Origin of the sequence: Vibrio ruber DSM 16370 (assembly GCF_900163965.1) — a bacterium.
GTDB lineage: Bacteria > Pseudomonadota > Gammaproteobacteria > Enterobacterales > Vibrionaceae > Vibrio > Vibrio ruber.
Window position 1 is genome coordinate 75,465 of the sequence record NZ_FULE01000031.1, and the last position, 19,458, is coordinate 94,922.

A 19,458-nucleotide genomic window follows, 5' to 3' on the forward strand; every position below is an offset into this window, starting at 1 on the left:
GTTATAAAACCCAGCTTCTGCTGGGTTTTTTATTGCCTGTTATCTACCTTTTTTCAGCGAAAGAGCATAGGATGAACGGATATAATGATGAGCGACAATATCTGTTGAGAGTGACCTGATGAAGGATCGAAAGCGGCGTTGGAATAATTATCTGATTCTGGCGGTGATTTTATTTATTGCCATTCTGAATCTACCATCCATGATTAAAGATTATCTGCTACCTCATGAAACGCAGAGCAATCCATCACTTTTCAATCCCCAACTGACCATAACTGCGATAAATACACAACCTTGGTCGCTGGTACGAGCCTCCAATGGCGACTGGACATCAACGGTGCCGTTTGATATTTCGGCATTAGAATTAGTGCAGCGGTGGCGGAGTCTGGTTGGCACACCGATTGATGATAAAACCTACCACTCATTATCCGGCAAGCTCAATGATCCGGGAACCGTTGAAGTCTGGTATCAAGAACAAGAAGAACCTCAGCGGATTACCTATTATCGTTTTCCGCAATTCTGGTTATTCAAAAACTGGCAGGAACAGTGGGTTGCTATCTCGGTGGAAGCGCATTACCTTTTTCCACCGGTTGTGGCTGAATCATCGAAGAAGGAGAATTGATATGCCGGAGTTACCGGAAGTTGAGGTAAGCCGACTGGGGATTAGCCCTTTTTTGGTGGGTGAACAGGTGAAATCGGTGAGTGTGCGGACACCGAAGCTCCGCTGGGAGATTCCCTTTGAGCTTCAGCAGATTACAGGACAAGTCATTCGGCGGATTCATCGCAGAGCAAAGTATCTTTTACTGGAAACCGATGTCGGAACTGCGATTATTCATTTGGGAATGTCCGGCTCTTTGCGGGTGTTGGATGTAGCGCTTCCGCCCGGTAAACACGATCATGTGGATCTGTTTATGATGAACGGCAAAGTGCTGCGCTATAACGATCCGAGACGGTTTGGTGCGTGGTTATGGGCAGAGAAAGGCAGTATTCATTCGGTGTTCGACAATCTCGGACCGGAACCACTTTCGGATCAACTGACTGCCGAGTATATGGCTGCGAGAGCGAAAGGAAAGCGTGTCACCGTCAAGCAGTTCATTATGGATAATAAAGTGGTGGTTGGTGTCGGGAATATTTATGCCAATGAGTCTTTGTTTACCGCAGGGATCCGACCAACCCGAGAGGCTGGTTCACTAACATTGAGCGAATGGGAGCAACTGGTAACAGAGATTAAATTAGTCTTGGCTCACTCGATTCAACAAGGCGGGACAACCTTGAAAGATTTTGCCCAGACCGATGGTAAACCCGGTTATTTTGCGCAGGAACTACGCGTTTACGGGAAAGAGGGAGAGCCATGCCCTGAATGTGGTGCTGCGGTTTTGGCGCAGAAGATTGGACAACGGAATACCTTCTATTGCCCACTCTGCCAAAAATAGATGTACTGCGGTCAGATATTACGTTTTTTACGCAGGGATTCTGCAACGACTTGTGGCACAAATGTATCGACGTCTCCCCCGTGGATGGCAACTTCCCGGACAATGGTCGATGAGAGAAATGCGAATTCGTCTGCCGGAGTGAGGAATACACTTTCAAGTTCTGGCATGAGTCTGCGGTACATGTTAGTCAAACCAAACTCATACTCGAAATCCATCGTGGTTCGTAGCCCGCGGATCAAAACGTTGGCACTGACTTGTTTGGCAAAATCGACTAATAGCCCGGAAAATCCCTGCACACTGACATTGGTCAGGTGCTGGGTTGCCTGTTCGGCAAAAAAGACTCTTTCCGCCAGCGTAAACATGGTATTTTTACTGGGGCTGGCGGCAACCGCAATAATGACTTCGTCAAACATACCGGCAGCGCGGTTGACAATATCAAGGTGTCCGTTGGTGAGCGGATCGAATGTTCCCGGGTAGATGACGCGCGATAATTTTTGTTTACTCACAGTCCGTTATCTCAACAGTTAAACAGAGTCCTCAGGGATATACCCGCAGAGGTCTCAAGATACAAAGTTCGTCAGAACTATCTGACACTGGCACTATAGTAACAAAAAGACTCAAAATAGCCTATTGATGTCCGTATGATCGATGGGGTGTGACGGAATAAGAGTTGGAAATGAAAAAAATACTTGTCATTCGTAATGATAAAATTGGTGATTTCATGTTGGCATGGCCGAGTTTTGCCATGCTCAAAGCATCAATGCCTGACTGCCACATTACCGCGTTGGTGCCTCGTTACACCATGGCGCTTGCCGAATTATGCCCGTGGATTGATGACGTGCTTGAAGACCCGACTAAAAAGGGGTCAACATCATCTCAACAAGCCCTGATTGAAGAAATCCGCCAGCGTCACTTTGATGCGTCGATTAACCTGTTTTCGACAACTTACAATGCGTTGTTGGTCTGGAAGGCGAAGATTCCGTACCGGATGGCTCCGGCGACGAAACTGGCACAGGTGTTTTACAATCATCGGGTGAAGCAGAAACGCTCTCAGTCAGCAAAACCTGAGTTTGAGTATAACTTGGATTTGATTCGAACCTTTTTGCAGGATCATCAGATACCAGTTGTCGAACCACAGCCGCCATATCTGAATTTTTCGGTCTCAGAACTTGCCAAACAAAAAGACAAACTCGCTGCACAACTGGGTATTTGTTCCGACAAGCCGTGGCTGTTTGTTCATGCAGGCAGTGGCGGTTCAGCCAATAACTTGTCTCTTGAACAGTACAGTCAGTTGATTGACGGGATAAATGGTGATTTTGAGGTGGTACTGACCGCCGGACCGGGAGAAGAAGAAAAAGCTTATCAGCTGCAGTTACGTATCAATCAACAGGGTGAAAAAGCAGTCGTCTATCATAAGAATGACGGTTTGGTGGACTTCGCCCGAACAATTGCCTGTGCGAACCTTTTCATTGCCGGTTCAACAGGCCCCTTGCATATTGCTGCGGCCATTGATGTTCCGACGATTGGTTTCTTCCCGGCTAAACGTTCAGCAACGCCATTACGTTGGTATCCGCTCAATTCTCAAGGGCGCCACTTATCCTTTGCACCGCCTGCCCACGGTGGTAAATCACAACAGGAAGATATGAGTCAAATTCAGGTTGAGTCGCTCTTGAGCCGGATTAATGCTTGGGCGGCACCGTATTTGTTTTTATCCAAAGGTCCGCGTATTTTACAAATGTAGAATGTGCCGAAAGCACGGAAAGCAACAAGCCCTGCTTTCCGTCTAAAAAGCCCGCTTTAATGATATACATTTTCACAAAGCATCCGAGTGCATGAACGATGCCTTGGCCGATACTGCTTTTTTTTCCGCGTTGTTGGCGTTGCTCTGCCCACGCTTTTGCATATCCGGCTGATTTGACTAAATAGTGATGCATATCATCATAGGTGTAGTGAATTGCGTCGCCAGTCAGCGTTTTGACCTGCATGGATGGGGTTACTTCTACTTTTTCATGGACTAAAGCGTCGTTGTATTGGGTCAGTTTGGTCGGATAGAGACGTAAGACTTTATCCGGATACCAGCCACAGTGACGAATAAACCGACCGAAAACCCAGCTTAACCGTGATATTTGATAGATAGTATTGGGTTGGTTTGCTTTGACCGCACCTTGAATGCTTTGACGCAGCTCCGGGGTGACACGTTCGTCAGCATCTAACCATAAGACATAATCGGATTCGACATATGATTGTGCGAGGCGACGTTGCGGACCGAATCCCGGCCAGTCAATATTGGTGAAAAACTTATCGGTAAATTGTCGGGCGACCTGCTCAGTTTCGTCGCTACTGCCTGAATCAAGAATGACGATCTCATCGACCCAACCCTGAACCGTTTTGAGACAGGCTTCGAGATGCTTGGCTTCATTTTTCACAATCAGGGCCACGGCTAAGGTTGGTTGTGTCACGATTATATTTCTCCGCTGAATGACGTTGTGATTCGGTTTTATCGCTGTCTGATGATAACAGGATACAGGTATTTGTCTTTATCTGGTTTGAAAGTCTATCGAGTGGCGTTCTCTCACAGCCCAAAATCCTTCACGGCTTTCTCAAACATGTGAATCACTTGTGGTGCCTGAATCCGGCGCATGGCCGATTTGTCTTTGACACGGGCACGCCAGTTTAATGCTGAGATTGCTTTCCCGGTTTCCGCTTGAATCGCTTCTGCATAGACAGATACAACATAATCCTGATAGCAATAAGGGCCGGTGCGTTGTGGATTATGATGGGCATATAATCCGATCACCGGTGTCCCCATTGCATTGGCCATGTGGGTTGGGCCGGTATCAGGTGCTATCACGAGATCGCTGTGGTCGAGTAAAGCCAGCATCTGTTTCAATGTGCTGGTACCGACGAGGTTTGTCACCGGGAAATCAACTAAACCGAGGATTTGGTCGGCTAAATCAAGCTCAACTTGCGCGGGTGAACCGGCAAGGATGATATGCCAGCCTTGTGCATGAATATGTTGCATCACTTCAGCATACCCTGCTGCCGTCCAGTTTTTATAGGCTTTACTGGCTCCGGGAACAATCACCAGATTCCGCTTATCTTGACAGAGTTGTTGCGTTGCCCATTGCTGATCATGATGAGAGTAAGTAAGTGTCCACTTTGGTGTGATGTCTTTAATCCCAATATATTGTGCAAAGGCAAGTAGGCCATCCAGCACATGTGGTTTATCCGGAGAAGGCACGTGCTGATTGGTAAACCAAGTCTGACAATCCTGACTGCGTGTTGCATCGAAGCCTAACTTATAAGTGGCTTTTATGCCGAGTGTGGCAAGGCTGGCTCTGAATGCATACTGCATATGCAAAAGCGCATCAAACTGCTCTCCTTTCAGCGTGGTCCAGAGCTGTCGATAGGCTTTGAACCCCTGTTTTTTATCAAACACAATGAGGCGGATATTGTCGAGCCCATCCAGTAACTGGGCTTCTAATCGACCGGTAATCCAGGTGATTCGGGTTTCAGGCCATTGACGTTGAATGGCTTGCACCGCAGCAATAGCATTGCAAACATCACCAATCGCAGACAGACGTAGAATACAAATTGATCGCGGAGCGGAATCAAATAACGCCATAATGATCACTATAAAGCAATGAGAGTTGTTCGGAATTATGCAGAGACCGGAAGAAAATGTAAAATGCTGATTGAGTGAAGTTTTAATCATTGGGTAAGCCGTGAAAACGTTCGAAAAAGGTAAGTTACGAGTGTGGTATGACGAGGCGCTGTTATCCGCGTCTCCGGAGCAATGTTTTGATGTCGGGTTCTGGCAGCAGCAGGAGCGGATCGTTGGTCAGGCTTCTGGCCGGGGGACGACATGGTTTATCCAACTTGATAACGTACAGGGAGCATTACGGCATTACCGGCGAGGCGGGTTATTTGGTAAGTTGGTTCGGGACCATTACCTTTTTTGTCAATGGGATAAGACCCGAAGTTATCAAGAGTTCCAGATTCTAAATCATCTGAGACAAGCCGGTGTGAATGTGCCGCGTCCGATTGCCGCCAGAGCGGTAAAAAAGCATGTGTGCTATCTGGCTGATTTAATCACGGAAAAAGTACCGAATGCTCGTGATTTGGTGACCATTCTTCAGGAAAATACACTGCGCGATGAAATGTATGTGAAAATCGGGCGAGAGATTCGTAAAATGCATGATGCCCAAGTCAATCATACAGACTTGAATATTCATAACATCTTGATTGATGAGCGGGAACGGGTTTGGATTATTGATTTTGATAAGTGTTCTATTCAACAAGGGAATGATTGGAAAGAGAAAAACCTTAAGAGATTAAAACGATCTTTTAAAAAAGAAGCTAAATCGAACCAATTGTTTTGGGATATAACTGGATGGGAACATTTAATCAATGAAGCAAAAAATTGGTAAAAGAATACTAATACTAGCAGATAACAGAACTGGTCTAATTACGCCTATTTTAGATCAACTAGAAAAAATGGGGTATGATGTTCAGTATATTGATGCTCAAACATTAGATGAACAAAAAAAATATCCAACATTTTTTCATAAGCTAGTGGCTAAATTATTAAATTTAGGTATTAAAGGTAAAAGACACTGGGGAAGAGAAAACCATATATGTAAAAATTGTAATGGTTTGTATGATCATATAATTGTGCTTATTCCCGCAATGTTAAATAGTTTAATTGGGCAATATCTGAAAGGGTTGACTGATGATTTTATTTGTATCCTTTGGGATTCTCTTGAAAAATCACCGTCTGGTGATGTGTTATTACATATTGCCAACCGTGTTTTTAGTTTTGATAAAAACGACTGTGTAGGAAATATTAGGTACTTGCCTTCTTTCCATTTGGAAGGAAATTCTAATGTCTATCAAGTCAGATATGATATATTTGGCATCTTTTCAATAGATAAAAAAGAGGATGATAGACTAAGTAGGATTAAAAGTTTCATACATTCTAATCCTAGTATGACGGGAACTATTTTTTTAGTCAATGAATCCTTTCATGAGTATAGTGAAAAATTAAATAATATTACTTTATGCTATAAAAATGAAAAAATTATTGGAGATGAATTAGATAAATTAATTGGTAGTGCAAAAGCTATTTTAGATGTTGTTGATTCTAGACAGACTGGCCTATCATTTAGGCTGTCTGACGCATATAAATATAAAAAAATACTCATTACTGATAATTCCGAGGTAAATAATGAATCTTGGTTTGTTGAAAACTCAATAGACATATCAAAATCAAATAGCATTCAACATATTTTAAATACTAAAAAATATAATGATGTCATTTCTCCTAACTCGTTGACAATGTGGCTGAAAAAAGTGTTAGATGATAAGTTGTGAAATTTAAATAATTAATTTAGTGGGGGAGTATGGACTTATTTTTCCACATTCGATTGAGTTAGATAATAAAGATATAAATCGTTCTATATCAATATCAGCTTTCAACGATGGAAATTCTTGGTAGTTATATTCCCACCATTTTAAATTGGTTAATTGTTCTATAATATTTTTATCAAAACGATAGCGAATAACCTTGGCAGGTAACCCTGCTACTATTGCATATGGAGGTACATCTTTTGTAACCAGAGCATTAGATGCGATTACTGCACCATTTCCAATCGTAATTCCTGGCTTTAAAACCACATCACGACCAATCCATACATCGTTACCAATAATTATTGGCTGATTGCTTTCTTTTTCTGTTACTGTAAAAGACGAAGTATTAGGAAGCTTCCATCTGTTTTCGTAAGTTATTACTGATGTCGTAAAACGAGTTAAAGGATGTTGATCTCCCATGGGTCTAACATTTTCAGCAATAGAACAATATCGCCCAATAGTTGTGCCGACAGGAAATGAAGAGTGAGTGTATGAGAATGATCCAATATTAAATAACGTATTATTTTTTTTATGGAATGAAACATATGGCTCAATCAACACTGGTGAATCACTTAAATAAAAACTGTGATTCCATCCTCGTCCAATAAAAATATTCTCTTTTTTTAAACTATAGCGTGTTGAGAATCCTATTTTCATTTTTCTCATGATGACACCTCATGTGAATCTAGTCCAATATCAGCAATATAGTTATTATTTTTCTTTCTTTGCTCCATCAATATTAACATTTCCTGATAATTGGGGATTATTTTAGTTCTCTTCTCATGATATAAATGAAACACATTTGCTATATTTTTTACAGATTTAATTTTGACTCCATAAGCTTTAAAGCGCCACTCTATATCGGTATCATCACCAATAGCCGTTTCACCATATCCTTCATCAAAGCCATTGATAGCTAAAATATCATGTTTGTAACAAGAAAAATTACATCCTAAAATACTAGTGCTTCGTTTAAGTTTTGAAATTATTTTTTTATAAATAAAACCATTTGGATTGAAGTAAAATCCACTTTCGATATGTCCTTCATTTCCGTCAATTAATAACGGGAAAAAGAATAATAGGAAATATTTGGCAATATAATTTGATTTTAGTTTTTTCTGTCGAATAAATTGACTGAATGATGGGCCTAAATTCACTCTTCGCCCAGATAAAAGACATCCCGGTTTCGCGCAGTCAGCATGGGATGATATGAAGTTTGGATAGGGGATACAGTCACCATCAATGAATATAAGATATTCTCCGCTTGAAGCTATGATGGCATTATTTTGTGAGCGCATTTTTTGGATGCCATTATCTTCCTGATTACAGTGGACAATATTAAGGTCACTGTATTTTTTTACTAACAATGGAACCTCTTTGCTTCGAGCATCCTCAGCAATGATTACTTCAAAATTAGAATGATCTTGAAGCATTAATTGTTCTAGAATTAAATCTAATGCTTGGTGATCCTTATATACAGCGATGATAATACTAACTTTCATGAATAATATCTCGACCTTTATTCCATTCAGAAATAGCTAAAGCAAGTGCAAAAATAATTGTATATATGCTATAGTCCTGTAAAAGGCTATAAAAAGGCATTATGCTTATAAGACCAATAGAATACAAGCAAATTGAATCTTTCATATGATTTCTATTTTTAACGCTCCAGCAGGTTTTTAAAATATAAATTATAATAGATATGATGACTATAGAATAGATCGCACCAGACTTGATGAAAATATCTATAAGAGAGTTGTGAAAATCTGTACTGCCATATAAATTCCCGTTCATCAGATATGATTGTTTTACATTTTCAGGTAAACTATTAATGTAATTAATATAATTTTTGCTTGAGCTTAACATTCCCGAGCCAAATAAAAAATCTAACGGTTTGCTATCTGCTGTGTGAATCAAAAACTCAATTCCATTCCGCCAAATAGTTAGCCGAATAGAATTTGATGTTTCATCTATATCACTAATGGAATATATTCTGTCGATAATATAATTAGAAAAAGATAGATTAGCATTGAAACTTATTAATTCTAGTACAACGCTAATTATTAATGCGTGAATAATATACTTCTTATAATGAAATAAGAAAAATATAATACTTGTAGTGAAAAATGCAATCCAGCCCCCTCTTGTTCCTGATATTATAACACTTGCAATGGTAATTAGAGTTACTATAGATGCAGGTATAATATACATCTTATATTTAATGGATGTAATCATTAGACAAAACAGCAAAATAAGTACATTCACATGTCTAGAATATTCAATAAGACCAAGAGCTCTAGCACTTAATGCATAGTCATATACAAAAACAAAATTATAAATACTATATAATGCAGATATTGTAACACCAGAGATAAAAAATATTATAGCATGTTTTCTGATTCTTATATCATGAAATAAAATGGCTAATATTGGTAGTATGAGTAGAAATGCATTTTTTTCCAAGAATCTAAAAAAATCATTGAATGTGTGTAAATAGAGTGATATTGCGGCCTCTGTTATATAGGCTCCATAGCATATATAGATGAGAGTTTTTTCTTTATTACTTATCGATGATAGCGTGCTTACTATTTTTGTTAGGAAAGTTATAAATAATAATACTATGCTAATATTGATTCCGGCTTTCGAGGTTCCTATTGAAAATGAAAATAAGAACAATGAAAACAGCATAATATAGTTATATTTGTTGTCGTCTAAAACTCTCATGATAATATGGACTTCCATTTTTCAATAAATACACTTTCTGAAAAGTATTTATTATAATTTAAATAATGGGGGTTAGAGTTGTCTTTTATTTTATCTGAATCTATAATTGCAAGTTCAATAGCCTTTGCAAGACTATCGATATTTTTGTTTTCAGCAGTATAGAAATAACGGAATTCCAAATTATTAGTGAATTCATTAAAGACAGTATTATTATATGTTATACAAATTAACCCATACTTAAGTGCTTCTAAAATCACATTTCCTAATCCTTCGCCATAACTTGGGAAAAGGAAAAAAATGTGTTTCATATAAAATGGCTTAACATCTTTTACAAAACCTTCAAAAAAAATATCGACAGAATAATTATGACTTAATGTGATTAGTTCTTTTTGTATGCTATCTGTATATGTACCCACGAATGTTATTTTTTTATATTGACGGGGTATGTTTGCTTTCCCTAAGGATTTTACTGCATCAAAAACACCTTTCCCTTCTTCTACTCTACCAACATGTAAAAAAGCCATTTCTTTAGGTGACTTTCTTTCTACATGATCATCCTGAGAAATGTTGTAAATGGTTTTAACTTGATTTTTTGTGCATGGAATGATCTCTAAAACATTTCTATGTAAGTGCTCACTAATAGCAACGTGATACTTGACACATGAATAAAATAATCTATGCAACAAGTCCTTTTTAGGACTAGATTTAGTTGTTCCATGACGGATAATTACATTACAATCTAAATTTCTCACTGAGAAATAAATAGACTTTATTTCAGATGCCCCAAAGAAAATTAATGATGTTACTTGTTCTGATTTCAGAATACTCCGTAATTGGACTATTAACTTTATACTGAGTTTTCTCGAAAAGTCAATAGAATGAAAAGGTATATTCAATTCTATTGCTTTTTTTTCAATAAAAGAATTTTTTTTACATATCAGTATTGAATTAATATTGTTTCGTAAAAAAATCTGAGTATTTCTAATGGAGTCGAGCTCCATTCCCCCTTGATAGTGAGAAAGGCATACAATAGCAACTTTTAAGTTATTTGAAGATATATTGTTCATTTTTAGATCAAGCCTTCTCATTAAGTATATATTCAAGTGTTAGCTCAATAGCACCTGAATGTTTCTTCATAAATTCTTTTGCTTTTTTTCTAGTGCAACTCAATGTTATTGATTGAGATAATAAGTTGATAACTGTATCACTTAGTTGTTGTTCATGAATAACTTTTTGGGCTATGCCTTCTCGAAAAAGTTGTTCATATATTTCGTTAAAATTATAATAGCTAGGGCCTGTTAAGACTGGTAGTCCAAGAGCTGTTGGCTCTAGTGGATTGTGGCCACCTACTTTAGAGCCTATCAGACTTCCTCCCATGAAACAGACATTTGATGCTTGCATCAACATTAGCATTTCACCCATTGTATCAGCAAGATACACCTGTGTACTTTCAGTTATTGGCTGATTGGTTGTTCGACGTTCTGTCTTTAATTCAATATCTTCACACATCTTAGCAACATCATTAAATCGTTCGGGGTGACGAGGTACTAAAATAAGCAAAGCTGAAGGGCACTTTTCTAAAATTTTTTTATGAGCGTTTAAAACGAATTTTTCTTCGCCATCATGAGTACTTGCTGCGATCCAAATAGAACGATGAGTCCCTATTTTTTGATGTAATAGATCACCATTTTTTATATCTGTTCTTGAAACGTGGATATCATACTTTAATGAGCCCGATACAAGAGTTTTGTCTTTATAAACACCTAGCTGTATAAAGCGTTCAGCTTCGAGTTTGGTCTGACATATGATTTTATGAACATTTTTTGATAAATCTCTGAATAAGAAAGATATTTTTTTATATCGTTGGAAGGATTTATCTGAAAGTCTTGCATTGATTATGGTTATCGGAATATTGTTTTTTGATACCTTATTCAGTAAGTTTGGCCAAAGTTCCATTTCCATGATAATCAACTGACATGGATTTATTGAATTAAGAAAATGTTGAATGGTAAATGGTAGGTCAAACGGCATAAAGCGATGTTCTGCTGAACTTAGATGCTTTTCAACCTGTAAGGCACCAGTTGTTGTCGTTGTTGTGATAACGATCGGTGTATCTGGTTTTTCTATTTGTAGTCGTTTAACTAATGGCGTGATACCAATGACTTCACCAACGGAGACTGCATGAATCCATATAGGTTTGACTGGAGATTCTAATTTAGGTGTAATACCAACATACTCTTTCCAACGTTTACCTATATGTGGTTTACCCTGTTTTTTCTTCATTAGTTTAATAAGAAAAAATGGGGTTATTACCATCAAAAGAAAAGTGTAAATTGTTCTTATGATCACAGGGTCTCTCTATTTTTTTAGTAAATCTTCAGGATTTTTGTAGGTCCACTTAGTACGTGGTTTGTCCATATACTGAAAATGCTCATTGGTAAATGCCCCCTGAATACAAACAAACTTTCTTTCTTCAGATATTATTTCTTGATCATCAGTGAGTCCGATAAAGACACCTGGTCCCGTGAGAAAATACACTCCGTGCTCGATTTTTTTCTCTTCAATATTGGACACTATTTTTTTGATTGAGCGTTGGTAAACAATATTATTAGGTTCCGATGCCAGAAAAAAATTTGTGAGTTCATCGTTGTTTTTCTTCAATTTTACATAGAATGAATGATATGTTGGTTTTAAGAGACAATGTAGTGGTTTGACTAAGGTTGCATCAATATCCATATAAAGACCACCAAGTTTGTTTATGACAATCAGTCTCCATAAATCCGCTTGAGCTGCTCCATCATTTAATTGTAAATATGCATTGTAGGTTCTATTATCTGTATTTTCTTTGATAAATTCTTTCCTTGATTCTGTGCTGACATACCTGTAATCATAGTCCAATGACATTAAACGATTGAATAAATAGTTTAAATACATAGGTAAAGTGACTTTATTTGAGTAATTGGTTTGCCATATCGTTCTTGAGATATGCTGGTTATTTTTTCGCTTGATTTTAGCTTTTGAAAACTCAGGAATTGTGAAGCGATATTTAGGAAAAATATAGTGAAATACAAATGAAAGTAATTTGATTAAATTACCAAAGATTCTGATACAGCGATTTGAAACTATAGTAAGTAGTATATTCATACTTTATATGGTCTTTCTAGTCGTTCGTTGTAAATTTTGATATGCACTCATAACCATCTCGGGGGAAAGTTTATGGAGACAGTCCATATGCCCTAATGGACATTCTCTCTTGAAGCAAGGTCTACAGTTAATGTCTGTACTTACAATGGCGATACTACTAGATAGTGGTGGTGTATATTTAGGTGATGTTGATCCATAGATGGCCACTATTTGACTTCCTACTGCTGCAGCGATATGCATTAGACCTGAATCATTACTGACGACAGTATGGCAACAGGCGAGTAAATCGACCACCTCTACCAGTGTCGTTTTCCCAGCCAAATCAAAACAGTGTGACTGGCATTCCAGAGGGAGCAAGTTGCGGATATGTTGGGTGACTTCCTGATCTTTTTGTGATCCAAATAACCAGATCTGTTTCCCTGCTTTTATGAGGGATGATGCCAACTCTGCATAGTAATCAGCAGGCCATCTTTTGGACGGGCCAAACTCTGCGCCGGGGCATAAACCGACGACTTCTCGATCAGAAGTTAACGAAAAACGTTGTCGTAATTGTGCTTGTTGGTTTGAATCAATGTTTAACCTCGGTTTGAGGCTCTTCTCCAGTGACACTTCTTCTAGCATCGTGTCTTTGGGCACAGCTAAGGCAACATAGCGTTCCACCATATATTGAAAGACTTTTCTGTCCGCTCTCAGATCGTTCAACAGGCCATAGCGCATTTCACCTTTCCAACCTGTGCGAACAGGAATGCCGGCGAATAGTGGAATCAAAGCTGATTTGGCAGAATTAGGAAGAATAAAAGCATGTGTATAGCGATGACTGGCCAACTGACGAGCTATTTTCCATCGTTTTACTAAACTGAAATCACCATGACCGATCGGCATTTCAATGGCGTGATCAACTTCTGGCATGCGTTCCAGAATCGGACCGCACCATGCTGGTGCTAATACATCAATTGTTGCGCTTGGGTGACGACTTTTGAGTTCACAATACAGACTCTGTGACATCACCATATCTCCAACCCATGAGGGGCCGATGATCAGGATTTTCATTTGCATGATTTTAGAACGGCTCATCTAAGTTAGAGGGCATAATATCATCAGCATAAGGTGATAGTAAGCTGCTCTCGATTATTCCTGATAATAATGTAGCAGATTTTGAGTATGCGTCTGTATTGAAAACTCTTTACAGGCTCTCATTCTGGCTGAGATTGCGTTATTTTTTGCTGTTTCATAGTGTTCATGGCTGTCCAAAATAGCTTGGGCGATGGATGTATCACTGGTCGGTGTACAATACTGGGCGTAGTTTTCCAGCAATTCCGGAAGCGCGCCTGTATTCGCAGCCACAATGGGACGCTGTGCCGCCATGGTCTCGATTGCAGTTAAACCGAATGCTTCATTGGCATACGGCAGACAAACGATATCCATGATGGATAGCAGTTGTTGAGTATCGCTGTGAAATCCGGTAAAGATAACATGGTCGCTTAAATCTAAAGCCTGAATGCTTTGTCTGACCTGAGCAAGATAAGCTAAATCGCATCCTTGTGAAGCTTCCAACCCGCCAACAATCACTAATTTACTATGAGGAAGACTTTTCTGAACGCGCGCAAAAGCTTTCACCAGTTCAATCTGTCCTTTTCCCGGGCTAATACGGCCAATCGTGCCGATCACAAAATCTTTTTCCGGGAGTGAGAGGGATTGCTTGATAGCTACGATTTCTTCAGGAGGTAATTCTGTTTTGTCAGGAATATCTGTTCCTAACCACAGGCGTGCTATTTTCTCAGGTGCGACGGGAAGCGCATTGAGATTTCTTCGGTATGTTTCATCACTGATAGATAATACCTGATCAACCTGTTGGTAGACCCAACTGTGGAAGATATCTTTTTTACTTCTTGTTACGCCCATATGTTCGGTAAATATGATTTTCACGGGGACAAACTGTTTAATCAGGGCTGCAATCAATAGATCACCGGATTTATGGCAGTGAATAACATTAATCTGATGTTGTTTTACCCATTGAATGAGAGCATATAATTTGACGGTAGTGAGCTGAGATTTACTTCTTGCCGTATACAGAGAGAATTGTGTTTCTTGCATCCCTGATTCTACTTGGGTACCAGTCAGACACAAACCGAATACTTGATAGCCCGCAGAGAGGAATTGTTTGCCCATTCTGATTGGGTACATTTCCAGACCTCCCCATCCTTTTGACAGGCATATATGTAATATTACGGGATGTCTCACTATCCTCTCCTATTGATAAAAGTGATACATACATTCTACAACATTCGGAGAAAACAGGTTAATTGATTGAGAAAAAAAGAGTTCTGAATGTTTTATCAGAACTCTTTTTGTAAGGTTTGATTAGTCGGAACCGAAGAGATCCCGGGTATAAACTTTGTCTGCGACTTCTGATAGCTCATCTGACATACGATTTGAAATAATGATATCAGCTATTTGCTTAAACTCATCCAGATCGCGCATCACTCGGGAGTTAAAAAACTGATCTTCTTTCATCGCGGGTTCATAAATGACGATTTCTAGCCCTTTTGCTTTCAGACGTTTCATTATTCCCTGAACGGATGATGCCCGAAAGTTGTCTGAACCGGACTTCATAATCAGCCGATAGATGCCGATAGTTTGGGGATTCTTCTTCAGAATACTTTCTGCAATGAAATCTTTCCGGGTTCGGTTGGCATCAACAATCGCGGCAATAATATTATTAGGAACCGTGTCGTAGTTTGCCAGAAGCTGTTTGGTATCTTTTGGCAGACAGTAACCACCATAACCGAAAGACGGATTGTTATAGTGATTGCCAATACGGGGATCGAGACAAACCCCTTCAATAATCTGACGAGTGTTCAGACCATGCGCCTCAGCATAAGAGTCCAATTCATTAAAGTAAGCAACCCGCATGGCCAGATAAGTATTGGAGAAGAGCTTGACGGCTTCAGCCTCTGTCGCATTGGTAAAGAGCACTTGAATGTCCTCTTTTTGCGCACCTTCCACAAGCAAGTTCGCGAAAGTCGTTGCTCGATCGCTTTGTTCTCCGACAATGATCCGGGATGGGTATAGGTTATCGTGAAGTGCTTTTCCTTCACGGAGAAATTCGGGGGAAAAAATAATGTTTTGGCAATTGAACATCTGCTTCACCCGTTCGGTGTAACCAACCGGGACGGTAGATTTAATGATCATGGTTGCTTCAGGATTGATTGCAATCACATCCTGAATGACCGCTTCAACGGTCGTGGTATTAAAATAGTTGGTCTGTGGATCGTAATCTGTAGGCGTAGCGATGATGACAAAATTAGCATCACGATAGGCTTCTTCTTTATTCAATGTCGCTTTAAAATTCAATTCCCGTGACGATAAGAATGTTTCGATTTCTTTGTCAATAATGGGTGACTTTCGATCATTGAGAAGCGCGACTTTCTCCTCAATCACATCTAATGCCACAACGGTATGATTCTGGGCAAGTAGGATTGCATTCGACAACCCGACATACCCAGTTCCAGCAACAGCAATTTTCATAACGACTCCCAACCTAACGTATTAAAAATGAGACACTTGATTATCATACAAGTCTCTCTCCGATTGGGAATGGCTAAACGTTACTGATTAATGATATGTAAATATTCTGAGACACCTTCAGCAACGGTTTTGAACACAATGTCACATCCTGCTGCTCTTAGCTTGGTCAGATCGGCTTGCGTAAACTCCTGATAAGCACCTTTCAGATGATCAGGAAACGGAATTGTCTCAACCGAACCACGACCATGATGCTTAATCACGGCTTTTGCCACTTCTTCAAATGACTCGGCTTTTCCTGTTCCACAGTTGAAAATTCCGGAAATGCCCTGTTCCCAGAACCATAAGTTCACCTGACATACATCACCGACATACACAAAATCGCGGATAAAGTGATGGCTCCCCTCAAACAGCTTCGGATTTTCGCCCGCTTTCATTTGATTGTTGAGGTGGAAAGCGACAGATGCCATTGAACCTTTATGATCCTCGCGAGGGCCGTAAACATTGAAGTAGCGAAATCCGGTAATTTGTGACAGCTTTTCACCGTTTGCTTCAGCATCTTGCCAGAGGCGTCGAACGTAGTTATCGAATTGCTGCTTGGAGTAACCATAGACATTCAACGCGCCTTCATATTCAGGTGATTCGATGAACGTCTTTGTTTCTCCATAAGTGGCAGCAGATGAAGCATAGAGAAAGGGGATTTCTCTATCTAAACAGTAATGGAGCAGCTCTTTTGAATACTCATAGTTATTGAGCATCATGTACTTACCATCCCACTCGGTTGTCGCGGAACAAGCGCCTTCGTGGAAGACCGCTTCAATCGGACCGAAATCATCGCCAGCCATGATCTGCGCTAAAAAGTCATCACGATCCATGTAGTCTGCTATGCTCAGGTCAACGAGGTTTTTGAATTTTTTGCCGTTCTCGAGATGGTCAACGACAAGGATATCGTCAAATCCTTTGTCATTCAGGGCTTTTACGATATTGCTGCCAATCATGCCAGCACCGCCGGTTACGATGATCATAGGTTTTCCTGTGAAAATATGTATATGTATAATTGTCACTCATTATAGCGAGTTGACATGCTGATGTAATCACAAAATCAGGGTTAAGCATGGGTTAACCTCGCCTCAAGTTAAAGATTCATGTATCATCTCCCGAGTTTTATTCCTCGGTCGATAAGCATTTGGGAGCTTTACCCAAGGGCGGTAGCGTACCTAAAATACTGTGAAATAAATGCTAATTGTAGAAAGTGAATTAGGAAATTGTTAAATGAAAATTTTGGTCACTGGTGGTGCAGGATTCATTGGCTCCGCGGTTGTTCGTCATATTATTCGAAATACAACAGATGAAGTCGTTAATGTTGATAAATTAACTTATGCAGGAAACTTAGAATCGTTACCTGATGAAGTATCAACTAACTCACGTTACGCATTCGAGCAGGTTGATATTTGTGATCGCTTGGCGCTTGATCGCGTCTTTGATAGCCATCGGCCAGATGCGGTGATGCACTTAGCAGCAGAGAGCCACGTAGATCGTTCAATCGATGGGCCGGCTGCATTCATTGAGACGAATATCGTTGGTACATATACACTGCTTGAAGCTGCCCGTAATTATTGGAATCAGCTTAGCGAAGAAAGAAAAGAGTCATTCCGTTTTCATCATATATCAACGGATGAAGTCTATGGTGATTTAGAAGGAACTGATGATTTATTCACGGAGGCAACCCCTTATGCACCGTCCAGTCCTTATTCAGCATCTAAAGCATCAAGTGATCATTTAGTTCGATCATGGTTGAGAACTTATGGCCTTCCTACCATTGTAACCAACTGCTCTAACAATTATGGTCCTTATCACTTCCCGGAAAAACTTATTCCACTCATGATCTTAAATGCTATGGAAGGCAAATCGCTTCCAGTTTACGGTGATGGTATGCAAATCCGTGACTGGTTGTTTGTAGAAGATCACGCAAGAGCTCTTTATAAAGTTGTGACGGAAGGTACAGTAGGTGAAACCTATAATATTGGCGGACATAATGAAAAAGCCAATATTGAGGTTGTGAAAACAATATGTGGTCTGTTGGAAGAGCTTGTTCCAAATAAGCCTGAAGGTGTCACTAAATACGAAGATTTAATTGCTTACGTAAAAGATCGCCCTGGGCATGATGTTCGATACGCGATTGATGCGGCTAAAATAGAACGTGAATTGGGCTGGAAACCGGAAGAGACATTCGAATCAGGCATCCGCAAAACTGTTGAATGGTATTTATCGAACCAGAAGTGGTGGAATCGGGTGCTTGACGGCTCTTATTCATTGGAACGTTTAGGGACTCAGGGGTAAAAATGAAAGGAATTGTATTAGCTGGTGGTTCAGGTACGCGTCTATATCCTTTGACCCGAGGGATTTCTAAGCAGTTGGTGCCTATTTATGACAAGCCGATGGTGTTCTATCCAATATCAACACTTATGTTGGCAGGAATCCGAGACATCTTGATCATTACAACGCCTGAAGATAATGAAGGCTTTTGTCGTCTCTTAGGTGATGGTTCTGCATTTGGAATTCGCATTGAGTATGCTATTCAGAAAAGTCCAGATGGACTGGCTCAGGCGTTTCTTATTGGGGAAGAATTCATTGGAGATGATTCTGTATGCTTAGTTCTAGGGGATAATATCTTTTATGGCCAGCATTTTACTGGGATGCTAAAACGTGCAGCCGAAAGAAGCTCTGGAGCTACAGTCTTTGGTTATCAGGTTAAAGATCCTGAACGTTTTGGTGTTGTAGAATTTGACCATAATATGAGGGCGTTATCGATTGAAGAGAAACCTCTGCATCCTAAGTCAGATTATGCGGTTACAGGGCTTTATTTTTATGATAATCGCGTCGTAGATTTTGCGAAGCAGGTCGTGCCATCTGAAAGAGGTGAACTAGAAATTACAAGTATTAACCAAATGTATCTTGAGGATGGTTCTCTTAATGTTGAGTTATTAGGGCGAGGATTTGCTTGGTTGGATACTGGTACACATGAAAGCCTCCATGAAGCATCATCTTTTGTCCAAACGATTGAACATGTTCAAGGGTTAAAAGTTGCCTGTTTAGAAGAAATTGCGTGGCGTAGCGGTTGGCTAACCAATGATGAGGTTCTATCTCTTGCCCAGCCCATGTTGAAAAATGAATATGGACGTTATCTGGTTAAATTAATCAATGAATCTAATAAGTAAGTAGGCTC

General features: G+C 39.7%; 19 protein-coding genes and 1 pseudogene. 7 read left to right on the forward strand and 13 right to left on the reverse strand.

What is annotated here, in order from left to right:
• The first annotated feature begins 118 nt into the window (after positions 1-118).
• A complete protein-coding gene (locus VR7878_RS11175) occupies positions 119-619 on the forward strand; it encodes a hypothetical protein (protein ID WP_077336176.1) in 501 nt (166 codons plus the stop codon).
• 1 nt (position 620) lies between these two features.
• Positions 621-1,430 carry a bifunctional DNA-formamidopyrimidine glycosylase/DNA-(apurinic or apyrimidinic site) lyase gene (gene mutM, locus VR7878_RS11180; RefSeq protein ID WP_077336177.1) on the forward strand — a complete coding sequence of 270 codons (810 nt, stop codon included), beginning with the start codon at positions 621-623 and terminating at the stop codon, positions 1,428-1,430.
• A gap of 11 nt (positions 1,431-1,441) precedes the next feature.
• Here the strand turns inward: mutM and coaD are convergent, their stop codons facing one another.
• The gene (gene coaD, locus VR7878_RS11185) at positions 1,442-1,936 is read right to left on the reverse strand and encodes a pantetheine-phosphate adenylyltransferase (RefSeq protein WP_077336178.1); all 495 of its coding nucleotides are present in this window, start codon (positions 1,934-1,936) and stop codon (positions 1,442-1,444) included.
• Between the two features lie 170 nt (positions 1,937-2,106).
• Here coaD and VR7878_RS11190 point away from each other — a divergent pair, with 170 nt between their 5' ends.
• Positions 2,107-3,171 carry a glycosyltransferase family 9 protein gene (locus tag VR7878_RS11190; protein WP_077336179.1) on the forward strand — a complete coding sequence of 355 codons (1,065 nt, stop codon included), beginning with the start codon at positions 2,107-2,109 and terminating at the stop codon, positions 3,169-3,171.
• On the opposite strand, the gene VR7878_RS11195 is transcribed toward VR7878_RS11190, so the two are convergent.
• Positions 3,110-3,889, reverse strand: a complete 780-nt coding sequence (locus VR7878_RS11195) for a glycosyltransferase family 2 protein (RefSeq protein WP_077336180.1) — start codon at positions 3,887-3,889, stop codon at positions 3,110-3,112. The two genes, VR7878_RS11190 and VR7878_RS11195, sit on opposite strands and share 62 nt — an antisense overlap.
• A 113-nt stretch (positions 3,890-4,002) precedes the next feature.
• Complete coding sequence (locus VR7878_RS11200) at positions 4,003-5,055, reverse strand: glycosyltransferase family 9 protein (protein WP_077336181.1); 1,053 nt, start codon at positions 5,053-5,055, stop codon at positions 4,003-4,005.
• A gap of 100 nt (positions 5,056-5,155) precedes the next feature.
• Between VR7878_RS11200 and VR7878_RS11205 the strand changes: the two genes are divergently transcribed.
• Positions 5,156-5,860: a 3-deoxy-D-manno-octulosonic acid kinase gene (locus tag VR7878_RS11205; RefSeq protein ID WP_077336182.1), complete on the forward strand. Its 705-nt coding sequence runs from the start codon at positions 5,156-5,158 to the stop codon at positions 5,858-5,860.
• The gene (locus VR7878_RS11210) at positions 5,841-6,803 is read left to right on the forward strand and encodes a WaaS/CpsH family glycosyltransferase (protein WP_077336183.1); all 963 of its coding nucleotides are present in this window, start codon (positions 5,841-5,843) and stop codon (positions 6,801-6,803) included. Before VR7878_RS11205 ends, VR7878_RS11210 begins: the two co-directional genes overlap by 20 nt.
• A 132-nt stretch (positions 6,804-6,935) precedes the next feature.
• Here the strand turns inward: VR7878_RS11210 and VR7878_RS21615 are convergent.
• From VR7878_RS21615 to rfaD, 10 genes and pseudogenes are all read right to left on the reverse strand, one after another.
• Positions 6,936-7,139: pseudogene (locus VR7878_RS21615) on the reverse strand (CatB-related O-acetyltransferase); the annotation flags it as partial.
• A gap of 362 nt (positions 7,140-7,501) precedes the next feature.
• The gene (locus tag VR7878_RS11220; RefSeq protein WP_077336185.1) at positions 7,502-8,341 is read right to left on the reverse strand and encodes a glycosyltransferase; all 840 of its coding nucleotides are present in this window, start codon (positions 8,339-8,341) and stop codon (positions 7,502-7,504) included.
• The gene (locus VR7878_RS11225; RefSeq protein ID WP_159440453.1) at positions 8,331-9,563 is read right to left on the reverse strand and encodes an O-antigen ligase family protein; all 1,233 of its coding nucleotides are present in this window, start codon (positions 9,561-9,563) and stop codon (positions 8,331-8,333) included. The genes VR7878_RS11220 and VR7878_RS11225 overlap by 11 nt, the downstream gene beginning before the upstream one ends.
• Positions 9,560-10,630 (reverse strand): glycosyltransferase family 4 protein, encoded by a 1,071-nt coding sequence (locus tag VR7878_RS11230; protein ID WP_159440454.1) that lies wholly within the window; start codon positions 10,628-10,630, stop codon positions 9,560-9,562. Before VR7878_RS11230 ends, VR7878_RS11225 begins: the two co-directional genes overlap by 4 nt.
• 7 nt (positions 10,631-10,637) lie before the next feature.
• Complete coding sequence (gene waaA / locus VR7878_RS11235; RefSeq protein WP_077336188.1) at positions 10,638-11,912, reverse strand: lipid IV(A) 3-deoxy-D-manno-octulosonic acid transferase; 1,275 nt, start codon at positions 11,910-11,912, stop codon at positions 10,638-10,640.
• Between the two features lie 9 nt (positions 11,913-11,921).
• A complete protein-coding gene (locus tag VR7878_RS11240; protein WP_077336189.1) occupies positions 11,922-12,707 on the reverse strand; it encodes a glycosyltransferase family 32 protein in 786 nt (261 codons plus the stop codon).
• Between the two features lie 3 nt (positions 12,708-12,710).
• On the reverse strand, positions 12,711-13,757 hold the full coding sequence (gene waaF / locus VR7878_RS11245) for a lipopolysaccharide heptosyltransferase II (RefSeq protein WP_077336412.1): 1,047 nt from the start codon (positions 13,755-13,757) through the stop codon (positions 12,711-12,713).
• Between the two features lie 78 nt (positions 13,758-13,835).
• A complete protein-coding gene (locus VR7878_RS11250) occupies positions 13,836-14,948 on the reverse strand; it encodes a glycosyltransferase (RefSeq protein ID WP_261855951.1) in 1,113 nt (370 codons plus the stop codon).
• A gap of 120 nt (positions 14,949-15,068) precedes the next feature.
• A complete protein-coding gene (locus VR7878_RS11255; RefSeq protein WP_077336191.1) occupies positions 15,069-16,235 on the reverse strand; it encodes a nucleotide sugar dehydrogenase in 1,167 nt (388 codons plus the stop codon).
• Positions 16,236-16,315: 80 nt separating this feature from the next.
• Entirely contained in the window at positions 16,316-17,257 is a 942-nt protein-coding gene (gene rfaD / locus VR7878_RS11260) for an ADP-glyceromanno-heptose 6-epimerase (protein ID WP_077336192.1), read from the reverse strand.
• A gap of 247 nt (positions 17,258-17,504) precedes the next feature.
• Between rfaD and rfbB the strand changes: the two genes are divergently transcribed.
• Complete coding sequence (rfbB, locus tag VR7878_RS11265) at positions 17,505-18,572, forward strand: dTDP-glucose 4,6-dehydratase (RefSeq protein WP_077336193.1); 1,068 nt, start codon at positions 17,505-17,507, stop codon at positions 18,570-18,572.
• A 2-nt stretch (positions 18,573-18,574) separates the two neighbouring features.
• The gene (gene rfbA, locus VR7878_RS11270) at positions 18,575-19,450 is read left to right on the forward strand and encodes a glucose-1-phosphate thymidylyltransferase RfbA (RefSeq protein WP_077336194.1); all 876 of its coding nucleotides are present in this window, start codon (positions 18,575-18,577) and stop codon (positions 19,448-19,450) included.
• The last annotated feature ends 8 nt before the right edge of the window (positions 19,451-19,458 follow it).

What these genes read in the sequence shown, in the direction of transcription:
- rfbB (WP_077336193.1), top strand. Translation starts at nt 17,505, where the DNA reads ATGAAAATTTTGGTCACTGGTGGTGCAGGATTCATTGGCTCCGCGGTT.
- VR7878_RS11240 (WP_077336189.1), bottom strand. Translation starts at nt 12,707, where the DNA reads ATGAATATACTACTTACTATAGTTTCAAATCGCTGTATCAGAATCTTT.
- rfbA (WP_077336194.1), top strand. Translation starts at nt 18,575, where the DNA reads ATGAAAGGAATTGTATTAGCTGGTGGTTCAGGTACGCGTCTATATCCT.
- VR7878_RS11230 (WP_159440454.1), bottom strand. Translation starts at nt 10,630, where the DNA reads ATGAACAATATATCTTCAAATAACTTAAAAGTTGCTATTGTATGCCTT.
- mutM (WP_077336177.1), top strand. Translation starts at nt 621, where the DNA reads ATGCCGGAGTTACCGGAAGTTGAGGTAAGCCGACTGGGGATTAGCCCT.
- VR7878_RS11190 (WP_077336179.1), top strand. Translation starts at nt 2,107, where the DNA reads ATGAAAAAAATACTTGTCATTCGTAATGATAAAATTGGTGATTTCATG.
- VR7878_RS11175 (WP_077336176.1), top strand. Translation starts at nt 119, where the DNA reads ATGAAGGATCGAAAGCGGCGTTGGAATAATTATCTGATTCTGGCGGTG.
- VR7878_RS11210 (WP_077336183.1), top strand. Translation starts at nt 5,841, where the DNA reads ATGAAGCAAAAAATTGGTAAAAGAATACTAATACTAGCAGATAACAGA.
- waaF (WP_077336412.1), bottom strand. Translation starts at nt 13,757, where the DNA reads ATGAAAATCCTGATCATCGGCCCCTCATGGGTTGGAGATATGGTGATG.
- VR7878_RS11220 (WP_077336185.1), bottom strand. Translation starts at nt 8,341, where the DNA reads ATGAAAGTTAGTATTATCATCGCTGTATATAAGGATCACCAAGCATTA.
- VR7878_RS11255 (WP_077336191.1), bottom strand. Translation starts at nt 16,235, where the DNA reads ATGAAAATTGCTGTTGCTGGAACTGGGTATGTCGGGTTGTCGAATGCA.
- VR7878_RS11225 (WP_159440453.1), bottom strand. Translation starts at nt 9,563, where the DNA reads ATGAGAGTTTTAGACGACAACAAATATAACTATATTATGCTGTTTTCA.
- VR7878_RS11200 (WP_077336181.1), bottom strand. Translation starts at nt 5,055, where the DNA reads ATGGCGTTATTTGATTCCGCTCCGCGATCAATTTGTATTCTACGTCTG.
- rfaD (WP_077336192.1), bottom strand. Translation starts at nt 17,257, where the DNA reads ATGATCATCGTAACCGGCGGTGCTGGCATGATTGGCAGCAATATCGTA.